Source organism: Microbacterium sp. SCPM-O-B-15248 (M128), assembly GCF_058214835.1.
In genome coordinates, this window is sequence record NZ_JBYQLI010000008.1 from 146,397 (window position 1) to 168,599 (window position 22,203).

General features: G+C 71.7%; 21 protein-coding genes. 4 read left to right on the plus strand and 17 right to left on the minus strand.

The features are described from left to right. Position 1: 1 nt before the first annotated feature. Genes AC3E6M_RS14040 through prmC form a run of 4 tightly spaced genes read right to left on the minus strand, consistent with a single transcriptional unit; the run spans position 2 to position 3,323 of the window. A complete protein-coding gene (locus tag AC3E6M_RS14040) occupies positions 2 to 490 on the minus strand; it encodes a Cg1360 family ATP-synthase-associated protein (RefSeq protein ID WP_490530273.1) in 489 nt (162 codons plus the stop codon). Then, positions 487 to 1,662, minus strand: a complete 1,176-nt coding sequence (locus tag AC3E6M_RS14045) for an MraY family glycosyltransferase (RefSeq protein ID WP_138178104.1) — start codon at positions 1,660 to 1,662, stop codon at positions 487 to 489. The genes AC3E6M_RS14040 and AC3E6M_RS14045 overlap by 4 nt, the downstream gene beginning before the upstream one ends. Continuing rightward, positions 1,659 to 2,399, minus strand: a complete 741-nt coding sequence (locus AC3E6M_RS14050; protein ID WP_230007839.1) for an L-threonylcarbamoyladenylate synthase — start codon at positions 2,397 to 2,399, stop codon at positions 1,659 to 1,661. Before AC3E6M_RS14050 ends, AC3E6M_RS14045 begins: the two co-directional genes overlap by 4 nt. A 39-nt stretch (positions 2,400 to 2,438) precedes the next feature. Continuing rightward, a complete protein-coding gene (gene prmC / locus AC3E6M_RS14055; protein WP_138178107.1) occupies positions 2,439 to 3,323 on the minus strand; it encodes a peptide chain release factor N(5)-glutamine methyltransferase in 885 nt (294 codons plus the stop codon). Between the two features lie 99 nt (positions 3,324 to 3,422). Between prmC and cysK the strand changes: the two genes are divergently transcribed. Next, positions 3,423 to 4,361, plus strand: coding sequence for a cysteine synthase A (gene cysK / locus AC3E6M_RS14060; RefSeq protein WP_490530274.1), 939 nt, complete (start codon positions 3,423 to 3,425; stop codon positions 4,359 to 4,361). A gap of 1 nt (position 4,362) precedes the next feature. Further along, positions 4,363 to 4,932, plus strand: a complete 570-nt coding sequence (gene epsC / locus AC3E6M_RS14065) for a serine O-acetyltransferase EpsC (RefSeq protein WP_490530275.1) — start codon at positions 4,363 to 4,365, stop codon at positions 4,930 to 4,932. Between the two features lie 5 nt (positions 4,933 to 4,937). Here epsC and AC3E6M_RS14070 read toward each other — a convergent pair whose 3' ends face one another. Further along, entirely contained in the window at positions 4,938 to 5,345 is a 408-nt protein-coding gene (locus AC3E6M_RS14070) for a phage holin family protein (RefSeq protein WP_138178113.1), read from the minus strand. Between the two features lie 39 nt (positions 5,346 to 5,384). Here AC3E6M_RS14070 and AC3E6M_RS14075 point away from each other — a divergent pair, with 39 nt between their 5' ends. Then, positions 5,385 to 6,788: an amidase gene (locus tag AC3E6M_RS14075; RefSeq protein ID WP_490530277.1), complete on the plus strand. Its 1,404-nt coding sequence runs from the start codon at positions 5,385 to 5,387 to the stop codon at positions 6,786 to 6,788. 149 nt (positions 6,789 to 6,937) lie between these two features. On the opposite strand, the gene prfA is transcribed toward AC3E6M_RS14075, so the two are convergent. The 6 genes from prfA to lysA form a co-directional block, all read right to left on the minus strand. After that, complete coding sequence (gene prfA, locus AC3E6M_RS14080) at positions 6,938 to 8,014, minus strand: peptide chain release factor 1 (protein ID WP_138173033.1); 1,077 nt, start codon at positions 8,012 to 8,014, stop codon at positions 6,938 to 6,940. An 18-nt stretch (positions 8,015 to 8,032) separates the two neighbouring features. After that, positions 8,033 to 10,168 (minus strand): transcription termination factor Rho, encoded by a 2,136-nt coding sequence (rho, locus tag AC3E6M_RS14085; RefSeq protein WP_490530278.1) that lies wholly within the window; start codon positions 10,166 to 10,168, stop codon positions 8,033 to 8,035. A gap of 154 nt (positions 10,169 to 10,322) precedes the next feature. Further along, positions 10,323 to 11,255: a homoserine kinase gene (gene thrB / locus AC3E6M_RS14090; RefSeq protein ID WP_490530280.1), complete on the minus strand. Its 933-nt coding sequence runs from the start codon at positions 11,253 to 11,255 to the stop codon at positions 10,323 to 10,325. After that, entirely contained in the window at positions 11,252 to 12,334 is a 1,083-nt protein-coding gene (thrC, locus tag AC3E6M_RS14095; protein WP_138172880.1) for a threonine synthase, read from the minus strand. The genes thrB and thrC overlap by 4 nt, the downstream gene beginning before the upstream one ends. A 1-nt stretch (position 12,335) precedes the next feature. Next, a complete protein-coding gene (locus AC3E6M_RS14100; RefSeq protein ID WP_138172882.1) occupies positions 12,336 to 13,667 on the minus strand; it encodes a homoserine dehydrogenase in 1,332 nt (443 codons plus the stop codon). Beyond that, a complete protein-coding gene (lysA, locus tag AC3E6M_RS14105) occupies positions 13,664 to 15,112 on the minus strand; it encodes a diaminopimelate decarboxylase (protein ID WP_171024166.1) in 1,449 nt (482 codons plus the stop codon). Before lysA ends, AC3E6M_RS14100 begins: the two co-directional genes overlap by 4 nt. 259 nt (positions 15,113 to 15,371) lie before the next feature. Here lysA and AC3E6M_RS14110 point away from each other — a divergent pair, with 259 nt between their 5' ends. Continuing rightward, positions 15,372 to 16,469 carry an ATP-binding protein gene (locus AC3E6M_RS14110; RefSeq protein ID WP_490530283.1) on the plus strand — a complete coding sequence of 366 codons (1,098 nt, stop codon included), beginning with the start codon at positions 15,372 to 15,374 and terminating at the stop codon, positions 16,467 to 16,469. A 7-nt stretch (positions 16,470 to 16,476) separates the two neighbouring features. Here AC3E6M_RS14110 and AC3E6M_RS14115 read toward each other — a convergent pair whose 3' ends face one another. Genes AC3E6M_RS14115 through AC3E6M_RS14140 form a run of 6 tightly spaced genes read right to left on the minus strand, consistent with a single transcriptional unit; the run spans position 16,477 to position 21,754 of the window. Further along, positions 16,477 to 17,247, minus strand: coding sequence for an LmeA family phospholipid-binding protein (locus AC3E6M_RS14115; protein WP_138172885.1), 771 nt, complete (start codon positions 17,245 to 17,247; stop codon positions 16,477 to 16,479). A 2-nt stretch (positions 17,248 to 17,249) separates the two neighbouring features. Next, positions 17,250 to 18,914, minus strand: a complete 1,665-nt coding sequence (locus tag AC3E6M_RS14120) for an arginine--tRNA ligase (protein ID WP_138172886.1) — start codon at positions 18,912 to 18,914, stop codon at positions 17,250 to 17,252. A 39-nt stretch (positions 18,915 to 18,953) separates the two neighbouring features. After that, positions 18,954 to 19,763, minus strand: a complete 810-nt coding sequence (locus AC3E6M_RS14125; protein WP_490530284.1) for a transglutaminase-like domain-containing protein — start codon at positions 19,761 to 19,763, stop codon at positions 18,954 to 18,956. 44 nt (positions 19,764 to 19,807) lie between these two features. Beyond that, the gene (locus tag AC3E6M_RS14130; protein ID WP_490530286.1) at positions 19,808 to 20,341 is read right to left on the minus strand and encodes a hypothetical protein; all 534 of its coding nucleotides are present in this window, start codon (positions 20,339 to 20,341) and stop codon (positions 19,808 to 19,810) included. Further along, positions 20,338 to 21,462 carry a serine/threonine-protein kinase gene (locus AC3E6M_RS14135; RefSeq protein ID WP_138172889.1) on the minus strand — a complete coding sequence of 375 codons (1,125 nt, stop codon included), beginning with the start codon at positions 21,460 to 21,462 and terminating at the stop codon, positions 20,338 to 20,340. Before AC3E6M_RS14135 ends, AC3E6M_RS14130 begins: the two co-directional genes overlap by 4 nt. Positions 21,463 to 21,499: 37 nt before the next feature. Then, a complete protein-coding gene (locus AC3E6M_RS14140) occupies positions 21,500 to 21,754 on the minus strand; it encodes a DUF6458 family protein (protein ID WP_138172890.1) in 255 nt (84 codons plus the stop codon). Between the last annotated feature and the right edge of the window lie 449 nt (positions 21,755 to 22,203).

A 22,203-nucleotide genomic window follows, 5' to 3' on the forward strand; every position in this document is an offset into this window, starting at 1 on the left:
CTCAGCCGCGGAAATCGCCCGCGTCCGGGTCGGTCGGCAGCGTCACGTCGCTCGCGCTCGGGACCCGCATGCGCAGCAGGACGACCACGTCGACGACCAGGGATGCCAGGACACTCACGACGAGGGCGACGTAGAACACCACGGGGTCGACCCAATCCTGTCCGCGCAGGACGACGATCGCGACGATGAACAGCACGAGCTTGAGCAGCCACCCGCCGAGCACGATGCCGAAGAAGATCGGGACGTAGAGGGGATCTCCGAACCAGCGGTTGGCGATGAGGATGCTCGCTGCGGTCACCGCCAGGAAGACGGCGCTGACGGCGACGCCGGAGAGCGCGCTGCCGAGCCCCCCGGCTCCGCCGACGGCGAAACCGATCACGGCCCCGGCCACGAGCAGGACGGCCGTCACGATCCCGCCCCAGGCGAGGGCCGTGCGCAGGATCGGGGTACTCGAGAGCGGGCGGCGGGCGGCGGGGGAAGCGGTGCTCATGCGGAGATCTCCGGGGGGCTGGGCTGGGCGCGGCGGGCTCGCCGGCGCAGGAGTCGATGCGAGGGAAGGATGGTCAGGACGAGGCACGCCGCGACACCGACGACGCCGAAGGCGATGCCGATCAGGTAGTCGCCGGGCCAGCTCTGCTGCGTGCCGATGTACATCAGCAGGAACGCCAGGCTCACCACCGCCGTCCAGGCGTAGAAGATGAGGACCGCGTCGCGGTCGCTGTGCCCCATGTCGAGCATGCGATGGTGCAGGTGCTTGCGGTCGGGCGAGAACGGCGAACGCCCCGCCCATTGCCGCCGGGCCACGGCGAGGCCGAAGTCCAGCAGCGGCAGGAGCACGATCACCACCGGCAGCAGGATCGGGATGAACGCGCCGAGGAGCTGCGAGCGACCGATCTTCTCGGGATCGAGGACCGCGGGGTCGAGCTGACCGGTGATGGCGATCGCCGAACTGGCCATGAGCAGGCCGAGCATGAGGGCACCGGCATCCCCCATGAACAGCTTCGCGGGCGTCCAGTTCATGGGCAGGAAGCCCAGGCACGCGCCCACCAGCACGGCGGCGATGAACGACGCGAGGTTGAAGTAGGTGCTCGCCCCCGTGTCGCGGACGAGGAGGTACGAGTAGGCGAAGAAGACGCCGTTCGCGATGAGGCACACCCCGGCGACCAGGCCGTTCAGTCCGTCGATGAAGTTGACGGCGTTCATGACGACCACGAGCGCGAACACCGTGAGCAGGAAGCTCACCCACCCCGAGCCGACCGTGAGAGCGCCGATCGGCAGCGACAGGATCTGCAGCTGCGCGAACCACGCGATGATGCCGGCGGCGACGAACTGCGCGCCGAGCTTGATCATCCAGTCCAGGTCCCACAGATCGTCGGCGACACCCACGAGGACGATGAGGAGCACCGCGCCCAGCAACGACAGCACCGGGACGGGATCGGTCCAGAAGATCGAGAAGTAGGGGTTGCGGCTCGACAACGCGAACGCGGCGACGACGCCCAGGAACATCGCGACCCCGCCCAGGCGCGGCGTCGGCGTCTTGTGCACGTCGCGATCCCGGATGCCGGGATACAGCTTGAAACGCAGCGCGAGCTTCCACACCACCCACGACAGCGCGAGAGTCACCGCGGCCGTGAACAGGATGGTGAGGAGATACTGGGTCACGGCCCGGGGGCCTCGGCATCCGGGGCGGTACTCGCCGTCGGCGACGGGGCGCCCGAGGGGGCGTCCGACTCGGGGTCGGGCTCGAGCAGGTCGCCGAGCACCTCGCGAAGTCGTGCGCGCGACACGGTGCCCTCGCGGAGCACTCGCACCCGCGGCTCGGCTCCGCCGATCAAGGTCGTGGCGTCCACGATCGTGGAGGCGAAGCCCCACTCGCTGGCGCCGGCGTCGAGATACACCGCGACGCTGTCGCCCAGCATGTCGCGGGCTTCGTCGATGCTCACCGCAGCGGGCATGCCGGTGCGGTTGGCACTGGACACCGCCAGGGGGCCGGTCTCTTCGAGCAGTTCGAGCGTGAGGTTCTGCGCCGGCATGCGGACGGCGACGGTGCCGTGGGTGTCGCCGAGATCCCACGACAGCGACGGCTGGGCGGGCAGCACGATCGTCAGACCGCCCGGCCAGAAGGTGTGCACGAGGTCGTCGACGGCGGGCGGGATCTCGGCCGCGAGGGCGCGCAACGTGCCCACACCGGGCACGAGCACCGGCGGCGGCTGTTGACGACCGCGCCCTTTCGCCTCGAGCAGGCCCGCGACGGCGCGCGCGTTGAACGCGTCCGCGGCGATTCCGTAGACGGTGTCGGTGGGGAGCACGACGAGTTCGCCTCGACTGATCGCCTGGCGCGCGTGGCGCATCCCGGAGAGCAGTTGCGACTCGTCACGGCAGTCGTAGACGGGTGACATGTCGCGCGACAGTCTACCGACGCCGAGCGCGACGCGCGGTCAGGGACGGATCGCGGTCGTGGCCCGGTCGCGAGTGGTGAGATCGGGATGCGTCGCCGCCGCCCGCCATCCGTCGGCGGCGAGGATCTCGCGGATCGCGCTCCCCTGCCACTCCCCGTGCTCGATGACGATCGTGCCCCCGGGGTGCGCGAGGCGCAGACCGACGCGGCTGAGCACGCGCACGGCATCCAGCCCGTCCGGCCCGCCGTAGAGCGCGGCCGGCGGGTCGAACAGCCGCACCTCGGGATCGCGCGGGATCGCGTCGTCCGGGACGTAGGGAGGGTTGGATGCCACGACCGAGACCGTGCCGTCCAGCTCGGGGAAGGCCTCGGCGAGGTCGACGAAGGCGAGCGAGAGGTTCGCGGCCCCGATACGGGCGGCGTTCTCCTTCGCCCAGATGAAGGCCTCGACGGAGTTCTCGGCCGCGAAGACCCGCGCGTGCGGCATCTCGGTGGCCAGGGCCAGGGCGATCGCCCCGCTGCCGGTGCCGAGGTCGACCGCGATCGGAGACGCGGATGCCGATGCGCCCAGGGCGTCGATCGCGAGCTGCGCCACCATCTCGGTCTCGGGACGCGGGACGAAGACGCCCGGACCCACCGCGAGTTCCATCGAACGGAAGGGCGCGAGGCCCGTGAGGTGCTGGAGCGGCTCGCGCGCGCAGCGGCGGTCGACGAGGGGCGCCAGGGCGGCGCCGGCCTCCGCGGGGAGACGGTCGCCGCGGATCGCGGCGGCCTGCACTCCGCCGCGCGACGTGCCGAGCACGTGGGCGACGAGGAGCTCGGCGTCGACCTGCGGGTCGGGGATGCCGGCGGCGGCGAAGCGTGCGGCGGTGTCGCGGACGATGCCGGCGACGGCGGGCTGCGGGGTGGGAACGGTCTCGGGCATGACGGGAGTCGAGCCTAGTCGTGGAGCGTCACACACGGACCCCACCCACTCGCGCTCGCCTAGGATTGTCGCGATCCGACCGACGGCGAAAGGCGAGCCATGCCCGGCATCCACTCCGACATCACCTCCGCGTTCGGCGACACCCCCCTGGTGCGCCTGAATCGCGTGGCCGAGGGAGCCGGGGGCCAGATCCTGGCCAAGCTCGAGTTCTACAACCCGGCATCGAGCGTGAAGGACCGTCTCGGCATCGCGATCGTCGACGCGGCCGAGGCCTCGGGCGAACTGAAGCCCGGCGGCACCCTCGTGGAGTCCACGAGCGGCAACACCGGCATCGCTCTCGCGATGGTCGGCGCGGCGCGCGGGTACAAGGTCATCCTGACGATGCCCGCCTCGATGTCGAAGGAACGCCGCATCCTGCTCAAGGCCTTCGGTGCCGAGCTCGTGCTCACCGACCCCACCAAGGGCATGTCGCACGCGGTCGACGAGGCCCAGCGCATCGTCGCCGAGACGCCGGGCGCCGTGTGGGCCCGTCAGTTCGAGAACGAGGCCAACCCCGCCATCCACCGCAAGACCACGGCCGAGGAGATCCTGCGCGACACCGACGGCAAGGTCGACTACTTCGTCGCCGGCATCGGAACGGGCGGCACCATCACGGGTGTGGGCCAGGTGCTCAAGGAGCGCGTCCCCGGCGTGAAGGTCGTCGCCGTCGAGCCGGCCGACTCCCCCATCCTCACCAAGGGGCACCCCGGTCCGCACAAGATCCAGGGCATCGGACCCAACTTCGTCCCCGCGATCCTCGACCGCGACATCATCGACGAGGTCATCGACGTCGAGTTCGACGACGCCATCCGCCTCGCCCGCGAGACCGCGGCCAAGGACGGCATCCTGGTCGGAATGTCCTCGGGTGCCGCGATCTGGGCGGCGCTCGAGATCGCGCGTCGCCCCGAGGCCGCCGGCAAGAACATCGTCGTGATCATCCCCTCGTACGGCGAGCGGTACCTCTCCACCGCTCTGTACGAGCACCTGCGCGAAGACTGACGTGGGGGTCTTCTCCCGCCTCCGCGAAGACGTCGCCGCCGCCAAACTCCGCGATCCCGCGGCGAGGGGCGGGATCGAGATCGCCCTGTTGTACCCGGGGCTGCACGCGGTGTGGTCGTATCGCGTGGCGAACCGCCTGTGGCTGCGCGGCCTGCGGTTCCCTGCTCGGGCGATCTCGCAGGTCTCGCGCTGGTTGACGGGCATCGAGATCCATCCCGGCGCGACCATCGGCCGCCGTTTCTTCATCGATCACGGCATGGGTGTCGTGATCGGTGAGACGGCCGAGGTCGGCGACGACGTGATGCTGTACCACGGGGTCACCCTCGGCGGCCGTCAGCGCGAGGGCGGCAAGCGCCACCCCACGCTGCACGACGGCGTCGCGGTGGGAGCGGGAGCCAAGATCCTCGGCCCGATCACGATCGGCGCGCACAGCCTCGTCGGCGCGAATGCCGTGGTGACCCGCGACGCGCCGCCGGAGAGCGTCTTGGTCGGAGTGCCTGCCAAGCCGCGCGCGCGGCGGGCGAGCGAGGAAACCCGCGCCCTGCTCACCACACCTGAGTACTGGATCTGATCCGATCAGCCCTTCGCGGGCGCGGTGGCCCGCGACCGGCGGTCGATCAGCACCACCGTCAGCACCCACGTCACGATCGCCGAGACGATCCACACCACGAGCGGTGCGAGGAGCCAGGCTCCGGCGGTCGTGATCCGGATGCCCGCGGACGGCAGGAACGCCACCACGAGCAGCGACACGAACGTCGCGATGATGCCGATGCCGCCGAGCAGGAGCGGTGCGTGCTTCTCCGCGAGACCCGTCGCCACCGGCGTCGCGATGCTCTGGACGATCGCGAAGACCACGATCGCCACGAGGAACCCCCACCAGTCGAGCCACGAGATGCGGAACCCGTCGACGAGAAGGTCGGCGAGCACGAGACCCGCGGCGGCCGAGGCCAGATAGACGAGCACACGCAGCAGCCGGATCTTCATGGTGCGAGGCTAGCGGAACGCCGGCCGTAGGCTCGATCCATGCCCGCCCTCCACGATCTGTCGCTCCTCGCCCAGGTCGAGGGCCTGCGACGGGGAGAGCTCTCTCCCACCGAACTGGCCGACCACTACCTCGATCGCATCCGCCGGTTCGCCGACCTGGGCGCCTTCGCCGAGGTCACGCACAGCGCCGCTCTCGAGCGCGCGGCCGTGCTCGAATCCGGCGCCTCCGGCGGCCCGCTGTGGGGTGTGCCGTCGGCCGAGAAGGACCTCGTCGCCCGCACCGGGGTCGCCACCCGCTACGGCTCACGCGCCCGCGCAGACCTCGTGCCCGTGGCATCCGACCCTCTCGCCGAGGCGATGGATGCCGCCGGCGCGGTGAGCCTCGGCAAGACGAGCACGTCGGAGTTCGGGCTGACCGGCTTCACCGAACCCCTCATCCACTCCCCCGCCCGCGACCCCTGGCGGACATCGGCCGGTGCGGGCGGATCCAGCGGCGGTGCGGCGGTCGCCGTGGCTGCGGGGCTGCTTCCGGCCGCGATCGGATCGGACGGCGGCGGGTCGATCCGCATCCCGTCGGCGACGGTCGGGGTCGTGGGGCTGAAGCCGTCGCGGGGACGCCTGCCGATCGGTTCCGGCTTCGACTCGCCCGATGGTCTCGCGGTGAACGGGCCCATCGCCCGCACCGCCGCCGACGCGGCACTGCTGCTGGACGCACTCGTGGGACTGGCGCCGCTGTCGTACGCCACCGCGCCGCCCGGAACGGGCCCGTTCCTCGCGGCCGCACGCCGCGAGCCCGGTTCGCTCCGCGTCGGCATCACCACCGAGTCGCCGTGGGACGACGACGAGGACATCGTGCTGGACGCCGACGGACGCACCGCGTTCGAGACGGCCGCGACATGGCTCGCCGACGCCGGGCACGGGGTGACGGATGCCGAGTGGCATCCGGCCGGCTACGCATCACTGTTCCGCGTGCTGTGGCGCGCCAGCGCGGCGCGCATCCCTTTGAGCGACGAGGACATGACGCTCGTGGAGCCGCTCACCGCCTGGCTCGTCCGTGAGGGCCGGGCACTGCCGGCCGTCGACCTGCTCGGTGGGCTGTCGGCGGCACGCGCGTTCGAGCGACGGACGATCGCCGACTTCGCCGCGTTCGATGCCGTGCTCACGCCCGCGCTGGCGCAATCACCGCGGCCCGTCGGGTGGTACGCCGGCCACGACCCGGAACGCACGTTCGCGATGCAGGTCGAGTACGCGCCGTACTCGAGCTTCGTCAACGTCGCGGGGCTCCCCGCCCTCACGTTGCCGGTGACGACGGATGCCGCGGGACACCCCGTCTCGGTGCAGCTGATCGGCCGACCGGGCGGCGAGGCGACGCTGCTCGCGCTCGCGACGCAGCTCGAGGGACTCCGCGGCCCGTTGCCCCACCCGCCCGTCTGGGACGCCTGAGGTTCCGCGGCCGAGGAGGACCGCCGCGCCCGGGCCGGGATGGTGTACCGCACAACTCCTGCGGTCTGCGGGCTCCCGCGGCCGGAGCAGTGGCTCGCGCCTGATCTGCCGGAGTTGTGCGGCCGAGACCGACGCGCAGAGCCGGGGGCTCAGCCCTCGGAGAGGGCGGCGAGCCGAGCCTCTTCGTCGGCGGTGATCGCCGACTCGATGATCGGCGCCAACGCGCCGTCCATCACCTGGTCGAGGTTGTAGGACTTGTACCCGGTGCGGTGGTCGGCGATGCGGTTCTCGGGGAAGTTGTACGTGCGGATGCGCTCGGAGCGGTCCATCCCGCGGATCTGCGAGCGCCGCGCGTCGGCGGCCACCGCGTCGCGCTCCTCCTGCTGCTTCGCCAGCAGCCGCGCGCGCAGCACGCGCATACCGGCTTCGCGGTTCTGCAGCTGCGACTTCTCGTTCTGCATCGAGACGACGATCCCGGTCGGCACGTGGGTGATGCGCACGGCCGAGTCGGTCGTGTTCACCGACTGCCCGCCGGGGCCCGACGAACGGAAGACGTCGATCTTCAGGTCGTTGGGGTCGATCGAGACCTCTTCGGGCTCGTCGACCTCGGGGAACACCAGCACACCCGTCGTCGAGGTGTGGATGCGCCCTTGCGACTCGGTCGCGGGCACACGCTGTACGCGGTGCACACCGCCCTCGTACTTCAAGTGCGCCCACACCCCCTGCGCGGGGTCGCTGGACGAGCCCTTGATCGCGACCTGGACGTCCTTGTACCCGCCGAGGTCGGACTCGTTGCGTTCGAGGAGCTCGGTCTTCCAGCCCATGGATGCCGCGTACTGCAGGTACATCCGCAGCAGGTCGGCCGCGAACAAGGCGCTCTCCGCCCCGCCTTCGCCGGCCTTGATCTCCATGATCACGTCGCGGGCATCGTCGGGGTCGCGCGGGATGAGCAGGCGCCGCAAGCGCTCCTGCGACTCCTCGAGCCGCTCTTCGAGCGCCGGGACCTCTTCGGCGAAGGCCTCGTCTTCACGCGCGAGTTCGCGCGCGGCATCCAGGTCATCGGATGCCGCCCGCCACGCGTCGTACGCGTGCACGATGCGGTTCAACTCGGCGTAGCGCCGGTTGACCCGCTTCGCGCGCGCCGCATCGGCGTGCACGGCCGGGTCGTTGAGTTCGAGCTCGACCTGCCGGTGCTCGTCGATCAGCCCGCGGACGGACTCGAGGATGCCGGAGTCGGACACGGCTCAGCGGATGCCGTTGTCGTGCCCGTTGTCTCCGCGCACGGGGGCCGGGATCGACTTCTGCATCTGGACGAGGAACTCGACGTTGGACTGCGTCTCTTTGAGCTTGCCGAGCACGACCTCGAGGGCCTGCTGCGGGTCGAGGCCCGCGAGGGCGCGACGCAGCTTCCAGGTGATCTTGACCTCGTCGGGCGACAGCAGCATCTCTTCGCGACGAGTCGAGGACGCGTTGACGTCCACCGCCGGGAAGATGCGCTTGTCGGCGAGCTGGCGGTTCAGGCGCAGTTCGCTGTTGCCGGTGCCCTTGAACTCCTCGAAGATCACGTCGTCCATCTTCGAACCGGTCTCGACCAGAGCCGTCGCCAGGATCGTGAGCGACCCGCCGTTCTCGATGTTGCGCGCGGCGCCGAAGAAGCGCTTGGGCGGGTACAGCGCCGAGGCGTCCACGCCACCGGTCAGCACGCGACCCGAGGTCGGTGCCGACAGGTTGTAGGCGCGGCCGAGACGCGTGATCGAGTCCAGCAGCACGACGACGTCGCGACCGAGCTCGACCAGACGCTTCGCCCGCTCGATGGCGAGCTCGGCGACCGTGGTGTGGTCTTCGGCGGGACGGTCGAACGTCGAGGCGATGACCTCGCCCTTCACCGTGCGCTGCATGTCGGTGACCTCTTCGGGGCGCTCGTCCACGAGCACGACCATGAGGTGGACCTCGGGGTTGTTCTGCGCGATCGCGTTCGCGATCTGCTGCAGCACGATCGTCTTGCCCGCCTTGGGGGGCGCGACGATCAGGCCGCGCTGGCCCTTGCCGACCGGTGCGACCAGATCGATGAGGCGCTGCGTGAGCTTCTCGGGCGCGGTCTCCATGCGCAGACGCTCCTGCGGGTACAGCGGCGTCAGCTTGCCGAACTCGACGCGCGTGGCGGCGTCGTCGACGGAGAGGCCGTTGATGGAGTCGACCTTCACCAGCGCGTTGTACTTCTGGCGGCTGGACTGCTCGTTCTCGCGCGGCTGCTTGATGGCGCCGACGACCGCGTCGCCCTTGCGCAGGTTGTACTTCTTGACCTGGCCGAGCGAGACGTAGACGTCGCTCGGACCGGGGAGGTACCCGGTCGTGCGGACGAACGCGTAGTTGTCGAGCACGTCGAGGATGCCGGCGATCGGGACGAGGACGTCGTCCTCACCGATCTCGCTCTCGAACTCATCACCGGTCGTGGCCTGCCCGCGACGCTTGTTGCGCTGACGGTTGCGGCCGTTGCCCTGGTTCTGCTGCTGAGCCTGCTGACCGTTCTGCGCGGGCGCTTCGGCCTCCTCGGTCGGGGCAGCCTGGGCGGGGGCGGGTGCCTCGCTCTTGTCGGCGGTCTCGGCCTTGTTGCGGTTGCGGTTGCGCGACCGGCTGCGGCTGCGGCCGCGCGACGGGGTCTCGGAGGACTCGTCGGTCGTGTCGGCCTCGGCACCGGATGCCACGGCCTCGGCGTTCGTGTCGGCCTCGGGGGCGCTCTCGACCGGAGCCTCGGCGGCGTCGGTCACGGGGGCGCCCTCGGTCGCCGGCTCGGCGGCGTCGGTCGCGGGGGCACCCTCGGTCGCCGGCTCGGCCTCGGGCGCGGAGCCCTCGGCAGCGGCCTCTTCGGCGGCCGGCGCCTCGGCGGCGGGAGTCTCGGTGGCGACCGGAGCCTCGGCAGCCGGCGCCTCGGCGGCGGGAGCCTCGGTGGCGGCGTCGACGGCCGGAGTCTCGGCGGTGGCGGCGTCGGCGGGAGCCTCGGCGGCCGGGGTCTCTTCGGCGGGGGTGCTCTTCGCACGGCGCGGCGCACGCTTGCGCGGCGCGCGCGCGGGCTTGACCGGCGCCTCCTCGGCGGCGGGCTCCTCGGCCGAAGCCGCGGGCGCCTCCTCGGCGGCGGGCTCCTCGGCCGAAGCCGCGGGCGCTTCCTCGGCGACCGGCTCGGCCGGAGCGGGCTGCTCCTCGGCAGCCGGAGCCGCCTCGGCGTCGGCCGCGGGCTCCTCGGCGACGGGGGCCTGCTCGCCCTCGCCGTCGACGGGCGCGTCGAACAGCGTCTCGTCGGCGGGAGCGGCGGGCTGCTCCTCGGGGGTGGTGTCCGCGCCCTCGGGCGCGTCAACGGGCTGGGTCTCGGAGATGGACTCCACGAGTGCTCCTCAGGATGAAACGTGGTCAGATCGCGGGTCGTCGGTGCAGAGGGCAGACGAAGACACTCACCAGCGGTTCGGAAGACTGCAGCCGATACCGGGTTCGCGATTTGTTGCGGATTTCGCAGGTGTCGCAGAGGCTCAGATTCGCGTGCTAAGCGGAACCCTCTGCGGCCTTCACTGTACCACCCTTGACGTCGACGGCGAGCATGAGCGTCTGCCACGGGGTGTCGACGAGGGACCCGGCGAGCTCGGCAGCCCCGAGACGCTGGCCCGGACCGTCGGCGAGCACCAGCACGCTCGGGCCGGCGCCCGACACGACGGCCGCGTAGCCCGCGGCGCGCAACGAGCGAACCAGACGGTCCGTCTCGGGCATCGCCTGCGCGCGGTAGTTCTGGTGCAGTTTGTCCTCCGTGGCCGCCATCAGCAGCTCGGGGCTCTGCGTCATCGCCGCGATGAGCAGGGCCGACCGCGAGACGTTGAACACCGCGTCTTCGCGCGGCACCTGCAGCGGCTGAAGGCTCCGGGCGACCGCCGTCGACATCGTGAAGCTCGGCACCAGCACGAGCGGCGAGACGCCGCGGTGGACGATGAGCTGCTTGTGCTGGGGGCCTTCGGCATCCATCCACGCGATCGTCAGGCCGCCGAACAGGCCGGGGGCCACGTTGTCGGGGTGACCCTCCATCTCGGTAGCGAGGCGCAGGAGGTCGACGTCGCTGAAGTCGGCCTCGCCCTCGAGCAGCCCCTGGGCGGCCAGGATGCCGGCCACCACCGCCGCGCCGGAGGATCCCATTCCGCGCCCGTGCGGGATGACGTTGTGCGCGACCAGGCGCAGGCCCGGCACCTCGCGCCCGACCGACGCGTAGGCGTGCGCGATCGCGCGGACGACGAGGTGCGAGGCATCGCGCGGAACGTCCTCGGTGCCCTCACCGCTGACCTCGATCTCGAGGCGCCCCGGCTCGAGAGCCTCGACCGTGAGCTCGTCGTAGACGCTGAGCGCGAGACCGAGGGTGTCGAACCCGGGGCCGAGGTTGGCGCTGGTGGCCGGGACGCGGACCGCGACCCGGCGCCCGAGGGCTGCGGTCACTCGGCCACCGGCTTCAGGTCGAGGACCGAGGCGACCTCCGACGTCGTCGCGTCGACGACCGTCGGCTGCACCTCGGTGCCGTCGGCCTTGCGCAGGGCCCACTGCGGGTCCTTCAGACCGTGACCGGTGACGGTGAGCACGACCTTGGCCCCGGCGGGGATGAGGCCCGCCTCGGCGCGGTCGAGCAGACCGGCGACGCTGATCGCCGACGCCGGCTCGACGAACACGCCCACCTCGCCGGCGAGGATCTTCTGCGCGGCGAGGATGCGGTCGTCGTCGATGGCGCCGAACCAGCCGTCGGTGGCATCCCGGGCCTCGAGGGCCAAGTGCCACGATGCGGGGTTGCCGATGCGGATGGCGCTCGCGATCGTCTCGGGGTTCTTCACGACCTCGCCGCGCACGAGCGGGGCGGAGCCGGCGGCCTGGAAACCGAACATGCGGGGAACACGCGTGGAAACGCCGCGGTCGGCCTCTTCACGGTAGCCGCGGGAGTACGCCGTGTAATTACCGGCGTTGCCGACGGGGATGAAGTGGAAGTCGGGGGCGTCGCCCAGCTGCTCCACGACCTCGTACGCGGCGGTCTTCTGGCCCTCGATGCGGTCGGGGTTGACCGAGTTGACCAAGTGCACCGGGTAGTGGTCGGCGAGCTCGCGGGCGATCTCGAGGCAATCGTCGAAGTTGCCGCGAATCTGGATCAGCCGGCCGTTGTGGGCCACGGCCTGGCTCAGCTTTCCCATCGCGATCTTGCCCTCGGGCACGAGCACGGCGGCGGTGATGCCGGCGTGGGCCGCGTACGCCGCGGCCGAGGCCGAGGTGTTGCCGGTCGAGGCGCAGATGACGGCCTTGGCGCCGTGCTCAACGGCGCGCGAGAGCGCGACCGTCATGCCGCGGTCCTTGAACGACCCGGTGGGGTTCATGCCCTCGAACTTCACCCAGACGTCCGCGCCGGTGCGCCGCGACAGGGCGGGAGCCGGGATGAGCGGGGTGCCGCCCTCGCCGAGCGTCACCACGGTGGAGGCGTCGGTGACGCCCAGACGGTCCGCGTACTCGCGGAGGACTCCGCGCCAGACGTGTGCCATGTCAGTTCCCTTCCACGCGCAGTACGGATACCACGCGCTCGACGACGCCGCTCGCGGCGAGACGCTCGACGGTCTCGCTCAGGTCTTGCTCACGGGCCTGGTGTGTACCGATGACCAGACGCGCCGACCCGCTCGCGGCGGTGTCGTCGGCATCCGGTTCGATGACGGTCTGTTCGACGGTCGCGATCGAGACGCGCCCTTCGCTGAGGATGCCGGCGACCGTGGCGAGCACGCCCGGCTGATCGTCGACCTCGAGCGTGATCTGGTAGCGCGTGATGACCCGGCCGATGGGCACGGTGGGGAGATTGGCGCGCGTGGACTCACCGACGCCCACTCCCCCGGCGATGTGGCGGCGGGCCGCGGAGACGACGTCGCCGAGGACGGCGGAGGCGGTCTGCACGCCGCCGGCACCGGCGCCGTAGAACATGAGGTCGCCGGCGGCCTCGGCCTGGACGAACACGGCGTTGTTGGCGCCGTGCACGCTCGCGAGCGGGTGCGTCCGGTCGACCAGGGCGGGGTACACGCGCACCGAGATCGACTCGCTCGACTCGCCCTCGGCGGCGGGCAGGCGCTCGCATACGGCGAGGAGCTTGATGACGTAGCCGGCGTGACGCGCGGACTCGATCATCGCGGCATCGATCTGGGTGATGCCCTCGCGGTGGACGGCATCCAGGGGCACGGTGGTGTGGAACGCCAGGCTCGCCAGGATCGCGGCCTTCTGCGCGGCGTCGTAGCCCTCGACGTCGGCCGTGGGGTCGGCCTCGGCGTATCCGAGCGCCTGCGCCTGGGCGAGCACGTCCGCGAAGTCGGCGCCCTCGGTGTCCATGCGGTCGAGGATGTAGTTCGTCGTGCCGTTGACGATGCCCATGATCCGCACGACGCGGTCGCCGGCGAGCGAGTCGCGGAGCGGGCGGATGATCGGGATGGCACCGGCGGCCGCGGCCTCGTAGTACACCTCGGCGCCCACCTGATCGGCGGCCTCGAAGATCTCGGAGCCGTGCGTGGCCAGCAGCGCCTTGTTGGCGGTGACGACGTCGGCGCCGGAGTTGATGGCCTGCAGCACTTGCGCGCGCGCCGGCTCGATGCCGCCCATGAGCTCGATCACGATGTCCGCGCCGACGATGAGGGTCTCGGCATCCGTCGTGAACAGCTCGCGCGGCAGATCGGTGTCGCGCTTGGCGTCGAGGTCGCGGACGGCGATGCCGGCGAGCTCGAGGGTGGCTCCGGCGCGGTCGGCCAGTTCGGCGCGGTGCTTGAGCAGCAGGTCGGCGACCTGCGAGCCGACGGCACCGGCGCCCAGCAGCGCCACGCGCAGCGTGCGGTAGTCGGTCATTCGATGTCTCCGTGGGGTGGTGCGGCCGAGCCGCGGGATGAGAAGGAAGCGGATGCCGCGATGCCGGCGTCGCGGGACAGCAGATCCTCGACGGTCTCTCCGCGCACGATCACGCGCGCCTCGCCGTCGCGGACCGCCACGACCGGGGGGCGCGGGGTGTAGTTGTAGTTGCTCGCCAGCGAGAAGCAGTACGCGCCGGTGGCCGGCACCGCCAGCAGATCGCCCGGGGTGACGTCGCCGGGAAGGTACTCGGCATCCACCACGATGTCACCGGACTCGCAGTGGTGCCCGACGACGCGCGAGAGGGCGGGGGCGGCGGCACTCTCGCGCGAGACGATCCGCGCGGAGAAGTCGGCGCCGTACAGGGCGGGACGGGCGTTGTCGCTCATCCCCCCGTCGACGCTGACGTAGGTGCGCTCGCGACCCTCGCCGATCTCGACCTTCTTGACCGTGCCGACCTCGTACAGCGTCACGCCGGCCTGACCGACGATGACGCGTCCGGGCTCGCACGCGACGTCGGGCATCGGGATGCCGCGCACCGCGCACTCCTGTGCGATGGCATCGAGGATGCCGTCGGCGATCTCCTCGATCGGGCGCGGGTCGTCGACGGACGTGTAGGAGATGCCGAAACCGCCCCCGACGTTGAGGAGGGGGATCTCTCCCCCGGCGAGCAGGTCGGCGTGCAGGTCGACGAGTCGGGCCGCGGACTCGCGGAACCCGGAGGAGTCGAAGATCTGCGACCCGATGTGGGCGTGGAGTCCGACGAAGCGCAGACCGGGCAGCTCGCGGATGCGAGCGACCGCCTCGGCGGCGCCGTCGAGCGAGAAGCCGAACTTCTGGTCCTCGTGGGCGGTGGCCAGGAAGGCGTGGGTCTCGGCGTGCACGCCGGTGCGCACCCGGACCAGGACGGACTGCACCGCACCGCGACGATCGGCGATCGCGGCGAGACGCTCGATCTCGATGGGACTGTCGACCACGACCGAGCCGATCCCCACGTCGACGGCGCGCTCGAGCTCGTCGACGCTCTTGTTGTTGCCGTGGAACCCCAGGCGCGCGGGTTCGGCGCCGCCGGCCAGCGCGACCTCCAGCTCGCCGCGCGTGCAGACGTCGACGGCGAGGCCCTCGTCGGTGACCCAGCGCACGACCTCGGCCGACAGGAAGGCCTTGCCTGCGTAATAGACGCGCGAGCGGATGCCGTGACGCGCGGCGGCCGAGGCGAAGGCGTCGCGGGCCCGGCGGGCGTGCGCCCGCACCTCGGCCTCGTCGAGCACGTAGAGCGGGGTGCCGAAGCGGGCACGCAAGTCGAAGATCGACACGCCCCCGACCTCGACCGAGCCGTCGTCGACTCGACGCGCGGAAGACGGCCAGACGGAGGCGACGAGCTCGTTCGCTTCGGCCGGGGCGGTGAGCCACTCGGGCACGAGCGCGGAGTGCGAGGCGGACACGGAGGAACCAATCGGGTTTTGCGGCGACGCGACGGCCGCGGATCACGGCTCCTGCCCGCGCGGGGCGTCACGCGACAGGCAGTCCTTGCAGTCTAGGGCACGGCGTATGCCGCCCCCTTCCCATGACCGGTGGATGCCGCTGACCGCGGGCGCCGCCGCCCGCGGAACGAGTGATGCACCGGGTGAACTGCGGGGGCGGAGAGCCGGTGCCGGCGGAACGACGATCCGCCGGCACCGGCGCCGGACCTACCGTGAACCGGTGCCGCGCCGATCATCGTCCCCTCTCGTCGTCGATGCCCTCGGGGTCAGGATCGGCATCGATCTCTCTGCGCTCGAGCCGCCGGCACGCGCCGCCGTGCGGTCGGCGTGGAGCGGCGCTGTCTCCGCGGAGAGCGCCGCGCCGCGAACCGTCGTCGCCCCCGCGGCCTCCCACGGCGAGGGCCCCATGCTCGCCGCACTCTCCAGCGCCGTGACGATGGCGGCCATCGAGGCACGGCGCGGCGACCTCTGGATGCTGCATGCCGCCGGGGTCGCCGGCCCGGACGGCGGCGTCGTCGTCCTCGTCGGAGAGTCGGGTGCCGGCAAGACCACCGCCGTCCGTGCGCTCGCCCGCACGGCGGGATACGTGTCGGACGAGACGGTGGGCATCGATGCCTCCGGCACGGTTCTGCCTTACCGCAAACCGCTGTCGGTCATCACCGAGGGCGTGACGCACAAGGTGCAGCGCTCCCCCGACGAGCTGGCCCTCGGCGCGCTCCCCGCCGCCGAGCTGCACCTGTCACGGCTGATCCTGCTCGCCCGGCGTCCCGGATCGTCGGACGCCCGGCTCGTTCCCGTCCCCACCTCCGAGGCGATCGCCGAGCTGGCGGGCCAGTCGAGTGCTCTCGTACAGTTGCGACGCCCCGTCCGCACGCTGGTCGAGCTCATCGACCGCACGGGCGGCGCCCTCCGCGCGGAGTACGGCGAGGTCGGCGATCTCGCGGCACTCCTCCGGGATGCCGCCTCTCCGTCGCCCAGCGTGGGATCCGAGCCCGCTGATCCGGCCCCGCTCCGGCTCGCCGACCCCGACCCGGCATCCCCCGGGGACGGAACTCGGTACCAGCGCGCGGACGCCGTCGACTGGTGCGCACTGCCCGACGACCGACTCGCGGTGCTGTCCGGTCACACCGACGGCAGCGGGACGCTGCGGGTGCTCGCGGGTGTCGCGCCCACCCTGTGGCGCGCAGCCTCCGGTGTGCGGCGCGACGAGCTCGTCGCGGCCGTCGACGCCGCGTTCGCCTGCCCCGATCCCGGAGAGGTCACCGATCGGGCCCTTCAATCGCTGATCGAGGCGGGTCTGCTGCGCGCGTCGGTCTGAGCGCGGCTCAGCCGCACGTGCCGTTCTGCTGCAGCGCGGGGTCGTCGAGCAGGCCACCGTCGATGGCGAACATCGCCACGAGGTCGTCGCCCTGCACGGTGACCGAGTCGAGCGTCAGCCCGGCGGGAAGGCGATCGGCGATGCACAGGTTCCACGTCCGCAGAGCACCGTCGGCGACGCCGCCCAACTGACCGCGGAGGGTCTCGGCATCCACGCGGTTGCCGCCGAGCTCGAACGAGGACGGCGTGAGCGTGAGGTCGCCGCCGGCGGCGCCCGGGGTCAGGGAGATCCCGACCGGGATGGGGACGCCGAAGACCGAGAACCGCGTCGAGAGGGTGACGTCGGGCGCCGCGGTGCCGACCGTGTCCGACGGGAAATCGGGGATCTGCGACAGCAGCGCCCGCAGCTGCGCGGGATCCAGGCGCACCGAAGCCGAACCGCCCGATGCGGCCGCGCCCCCGGCGACCGGAACGCCCTGCAACCGCACACGGACGTCACCGGTGAGCGACCCGATCGCGACGTCGTCCGCCGACACCCCGACCTCGTCCAGTCGACCCGAGATCAGCTGCGGCAGGACGATGCCCGGCACCTCGACGTCGACCGGCTGATCGGCAGGCAGACCCACCTTCTGCACGACCAGCGAGCGCACCGTGCTCGCCACGGCCGAGCGCGCGATCGCCTCGGCTGCCACGAGAAGACCCGCGACCACCACCACGATCACCGCGACGATCGCGATCGTCCGGCCGGTCCGGCGGCGGGGCCGCGTGGCATCCGTCATGACTACATGCGCTCCGGAGCGCCGACGCCGAGCAGCGTGAGGCCGTTGCGCAGCACCTGACCGGTCGCGTCGTTCAGCCACAGACGCGTGCGGTGCACGGACTCGATCGGGGCGTCGCCGAGCGGGATGACGCGGCAGTTGTCGTACCAACGGTGATAGAGCCCCGCGAGCTCCTCGAGGTAGCGCGCCACGCGGTGGGGCTCGCGCACCTCTGCGGCGTACGCGACGACGCGCGGGTACTCCTGCAGCGCGCCCAGCAGGGCGGATTCGGTCTCGTGCTCGAGCATCTCGGGGGCGAACTCGGAGCGGTCGACACCCGAATCGGCGGCGTTGCGAGCGACGTTGTGCGTGCGCGCGTGGGCGTACTGCACGTAGAAGACGGGGTTGTCGTTCGTGCGCTTCTGCAGGATCTCGGGGTCGAGCGTCAACGGCGAATCGGCCGGGTACCGCGCGAGGGAGTACCGCAGCGCGTCGGTGCCGAGCCACTCCTGCAGGTCGTCGAGCTCGATGATGTTGCCCGCGCGCTTGGACAGCTTGGCGCCGTTGATCGACACGAGCTGCCCGATGAGCACCTCGATGTCCTTCTCGGGGTCGTCGCCGGCCGCGCCCGCGAGCGCCTTCAAGCGGTGCACGTAGCCGTGATGGTCGGCACCGAGCAGGTAGATCTTGTGCGCGAAGCCGCGATCGCCCTTGTTGAGGTAGTACGCGGCATCCGCGGCGAAGTACGTGTACTCGCCGTTGGAACGACGGATGACACGGTCCTTGTCGTCGCCGAAATCCGTGGTGCGGACCCACACGGCGCCCTCGTCGTCGAAGACGTGTCCCTGCGCGCGCAAGCGGTCGACGGCCTCGTCGACGAGGCTCGGCTGACCGTCGACGCGCGCGTGGAGCGTCCGCTCCGAGAACCACACGTCGAAGTGCACGTTGAACCGCTCGAGCGAGGCCTGGATCTCGCCCAGCTGGAACTCGTAGGCCAGCTCGGTGGCCGCGGTGATCTGCTCGGCCCGGTCGAGGTCGCGGATGCCGGGCTGAGCGGCGGCGACCCGCTCGGCGAGCGCACCGATGTACGCCCCGCCGTAGCCGTCCTCGGGGGTCGGCTCGCCGTGCAGGGCCGCCACGACCGAGCGACCGAAGCGCTCCATCTGGGCGCCGGCGTCGTTGATGTAGAACTCGCGCACGAGTGTGGCTCCACTGGCGAGCAGCACACGGGCGATCGCGTCGCCGAGGGCGGCCCACCGCGTGTGGCCGATGTGCAACGGACCGGTGGGGTTGGCGCTGACGAACTCGAGGTTGATCGTGTTGCCGCGCTGGGAGTCGTTCGATCCGAACGCCGCCCCCTGCTCGACGATCGTCTTCGCCAGGGCGCCGGCGGCGGCGGCTTCCAGTCGGATGTTGATGAAGCCCGGGCCGGCGACCTCGACGCTCGCGATGCCGGCGACGCCCTCGAGGCCCGCGGCGATCTCCGCCGCGAACTCGCGCGGGTTCGCGCCGACGACCTTCGACAGCTTCAGCGCCGCGTTGGACGCCCAGTCCCCGTGATCGCGGTTCTTCGGCCGCTCCAGCGGCAGGTCGGCGGCGGTCAGCCCCGACGACGAACCCTCGCGTCGCGCCTCGGCGAGCGGGGCGATGACGGCGAGCAGGGCGGCGGAGAGGGCTGCGGGATCCATAACCCTGCAATTCTAGGCCGCGCGGGCGGCACGCCCGCCTCAGCCGATCTGCACCAGGGCTTCGTGGTCGTCGTGGCCGGTGGCATCCGGAGTCTGTTCTTCCAGGACCGCATCGACGTACATGCGCTCGAGGCCGACGTACCCGCCGTGGTAGCTGAGGAAGGCGCAGTCGGCGGCGTCGCGCCCGGTGGCGATGCGCACGAGCGAGCGACGGTCGGACAGCCGCGTCGCGTCGATGACGTACCAGGCGCCGTCGAGGTACGCCTCGGCGACGGCGTGGAAGTCCATGGGCTCGAGCCCCGGCGCGTAGCACGCGGCGTACCGCGCCGGCATGTCCATCGCGCGCAGCAGCGCGATCACGACGTGCGCGTAGTCGCGGCAGACGCCCTGGCCGGTCATGAGGGTCGTGACGGCGCTGTCGGTGCCGAGGCTGAGCCCGGGCGTGTAGGTGACGCTGGAGGCCACGAACGTCGAGACCGCCGCGATCAGGTCGGCACCGGCGAGTCCGCGGAACTGCCGGCGGGCCTGGGCGAACACCTCGTCGGACTGGCAGTAGCGGCTCGGGCGCAAGTAGGTGATCGTCTCGAGGTCGCTCGTGTGCAACGTCGGAGAGGCCCCGGCGACCACGGCCTCGTAGCGCACGGAGAGCGGCCCCTGCTCGCCGGAGAGCCGGTGCAGACGACTGCCGGACTGGTCGACGATCTCGGTCGGGGTGTACACACGGTCGCCGCTCGAGAACGTCAGATGCTCGCTCGCCAGGGGCACCCCCTGGGCAGCGGTGATCTGGAAGATGAGGTCGACGGAGGACCCCAGATCGAGGTCGAGTTCAGCGGTCACTCGGCGCGGCACCGGGTAATCCTCGCATGGCCCGGAGGGGGTGGGGCGCGCGCCGGTCATCCGTCCTTCTTGCCCGGGCCACCGGGGCGGTCCTGGCCGGGACCGCCCCTGCCGGGACCGGTGTTCCCCGGCCCCTTTCCGCCCGGTTCGTCGGGTGTCGCCGAGTCGCCGGGAGGCGTCGGTTCGTCGTCGGAGGCATCGTCGTCCCCCACGGTGCTCTGTGTGGGGTCGGGCGTGTCCTCGACGACCGGGGTGGTGCTCTCGGTCGTCGGCTCGGGCGTGCTCTCGGCGGTCGGCTCCGGAGCGGGCAGGAGCGAGGACAGATCGGCGCGGACGACGGCGATGCGGGCGAGGATCGCCTCGGCCTCCGCGGCGGAGAGGCTCCCGGCGTCGCGCTGCGCCGTCACGTCGGCGTCGAGCTGATCGAGCGTCGCCGACGCCGACGCGTAATCGCCGCCCGACGCCTGCGACGCGAGGGTCTGCACCACGCCCTGCCACGCGGTCGGTTCGGCGGCCGGCGGCGTGCATCCGGTTAGCGCGAGCACCGCGGCGAGCGCGAGCGCCGTCGTGGCGGTTCGGCGGAGACTCACGGGCCCAGTTCCTTCCAGAGGTCGTCGACGTGCTGGTCCAGGGGTGCGGGCAGCGCGGGCAGCCCCGGGTCGCTCGCGGGTGCGGTGGATCCGATCGCGACCGCGGTGGCGATCCCTCCCCCGGCGAGGAGCACGGCGACGAGGGATGCCACGATCGCGGCGCGTCGACGCGTCGGGCGCGCGGGGGCGGTGACCGGCGGCAGCACCCGCGTGCGGGTGAGGGCGTCCGGCGGCTCCGGCGACGGTTCGTCGAGCGGGACGGTGGGCACCGATTCGTTCGGGAGCGAGCGGAACTCGGCCCCGAGGGAGGCGGCATCCGGTCGCTCCGCCGGGTCGATCGCCGTCATGCGGGTCAACAGCGCACGCCAGGCGGCGGGGATGTACGCGGGGATCTCGGGCGGCGAGACCAGCCGGGCCGCCAGAGCTTCGTGGGGCGTTCGCCCGCCGAACGGGCGGCGGCCGGTGAGCGCCTCGATCAGGACGAGTCCGAGCGAATAGACGTCGCTCGCGGGGGCGGCCGGCATTCCGCGGGCCTGTTCCGGGCTGAGGTAGGCCGCGGTGCCGATGACGGTATCGGCTCGCGTGACGCGCGTCGCCCCGACGAGGGCGGCGATCCCGAAGTCGGCGAGGGTCGCCCGCGCCCGTTCCCCGGTGTGCGCGGGCGGGCGCAACAGGATGTTGGACGGTTTGACGTCGCGGTGGACGATCCCGCGACCATGGATGACCGACAGCGCTTCGGCGATCTCGCGACCGTACCGAGCGGCATCGACCGCGGGCACGGGTCCGCGGTGGACGAGGTCGGTGAGCGTGGGCCCGGCGATGAGTTCCATCGCGAGGTAGGTCGGCGGTGACGACAAGCGGGCGTCGTACAGCGTCACGAGCGACGGATGCGAGAGCGAGGCCAGCAGCCGGATCTCGGACCGTACGCGCGCGGCATCCGCGGGATCGGCGCCGTCGCCCGTGATCACCTTCAGCGCGACGGTCCGCCCGAGCGAGGTGTCCACCGCCTCGTACACACGCGCGTACCCGCCCTCGCCGAGCACCCGTCCGAGGCGGTACCGGCCGTCGAACAGGTCGTCGATGGCGGGGTCGGACGGTTGCGTCGTGTCGGTGTCTGTCATTCGGGTCCCCGATGCCGGGACGAACTCCCGGCGGTGTTCAGACGAGGTCGTCGTTCGAGGACCGCGTCGTCGAACGCGTGACCTGCGCGCCGCCCGCCCCCTCGCTGCGGGTGACGGTGTCGGTCTGGCGACGACGGACCATCAGCACGAGACCGATGACGAAGACGACCGCACCGGCTCCCATCATGATGTAGCCGATGGTCGTGAGATCGACGTAGTCGTTGGGGAGGTCCACGGCGAACGCGAGGATGGCGCCGATGACGATGAGCGCGATGCCGGCTCCGATGCTCATGGCAGTCCTTTCGGGAGGGTCAGCCCAGGATGCCATCGCCCCGGTGAACGGTCGGGAGGTCTTGACAAGCGCGACCGGGGTCGGTTCCGTCGCATCCCCAGCTGTGCTGTGGATACATCGACCGCGCGGGGTCGGGCGAACGGGACGTGTTCACGCGCCCGCTCGTGGACCAGCGCAACCGCCCGCCCATCGTCGGCACGGCAGGGCCGTAGCCTGGCGGACGGAACCCAGGTCGGGGGTCGGTTGAGATCGATGGTCCCGAAGCCGAGCGGGGCCTCGCTGTCGCCGTCGTCGCGCGAGTCGGACTCGACCGTGCTGGTGGTGATCGTCACCGCCTCCGTTGGCTCGTGATTTCGCGGACTCTGAGAGCCCGTGATGATTCCGATCCTCCACGGCGCCGGAGTTGACCCTCCGGTCCGTGGCGAGTGCACGTACGTTGTCCACGTCAG

Bases quoted from the DNA above. Each gene is read 5' to 3' on its own strand.
- AC3E6M_RS14040 (WP_490530273.1), bottom strand. From the start codon at position 490: ATGAGCACCGCTTCCCCCGCCGCCCGCCGCCCGCTCTCGAGTACCCCG.
- AC3E6M_RS14050 (WP_230007839.1), bottom strand. From the start codon at position 2,399: ATGTCACCCGTCTACGACTGCCGTGACGAGTCGCAACTGCTCTCCGGG.
- prmC (WP_138178107.1), bottom strand. From the start codon at position 3,323: ATGCCCGAGACCGTTCCCACCCCGCAGCCCGCCGTCGCCGGCATCGTC.
- cysK (WP_490530274.1), top strand. From the start codon at position 3,423: ATGCCCGGCATCCACTCCGACATCACCTCCGCGTTCGGCGACACCCCC.
- AC3E6M_RS14070 (WP_138178113.1), bottom strand. From the start codon at position 5,345: ATGAAGATCCGGCTGCTGCGTGTGCTCGTCTATCTGGCCTCGGCCGCC.
- AC3E6M_RS14075 (WP_490530277.1), top strand. From the start codon at position 5,385: ATGCCCGCCCTCCACGATCTGTCGCTCCTCGCCCAGGTCGAGGGCCTG.
- thrC (WP_138172880.1), bottom strand. From the start codon at position 12,334: ATGGCACACGTCTGGCGCGGAGTCCTCCGCGAGTACGCGGACCGTCTG.
- AC3E6M_RS14100 (WP_138172882.1), bottom strand. From the start codon at position 13,667: ATGACCGACTACCGCACGCTGCGCGTGGCGCTGCTGGGCGCCGGTGCC.
- AC3E6M_RS14115 (WP_138172885.1), bottom strand. From the start codon at position 17,247: ATGACGGATGCCACGCGGCCCCGCCGCCGGACCGGCCGGACGATCGCG.
- AC3E6M_RS14120 (WP_138172886.1), bottom strand. From the start codon at position 18,914: ATGGATCCCGCAGCCCTCTCCGCCGCCCTGCTCGCCGTCATCGCCCCG.
- AC3E6M_RS14135 (WP_138172889.1), bottom strand. From the start codon at position 21,462: ATGACAGACACCGACACGACGCAACCGTCCGACCCCGCCATCGACGAC.
- AC3E6M_RS14140 (WP_138172890.1), bottom strand. From the start codon at position 21,754: ATGAGCATCGGAGCCGGCATCGCGCTCATCGTCATCGGCGCCATCCTC.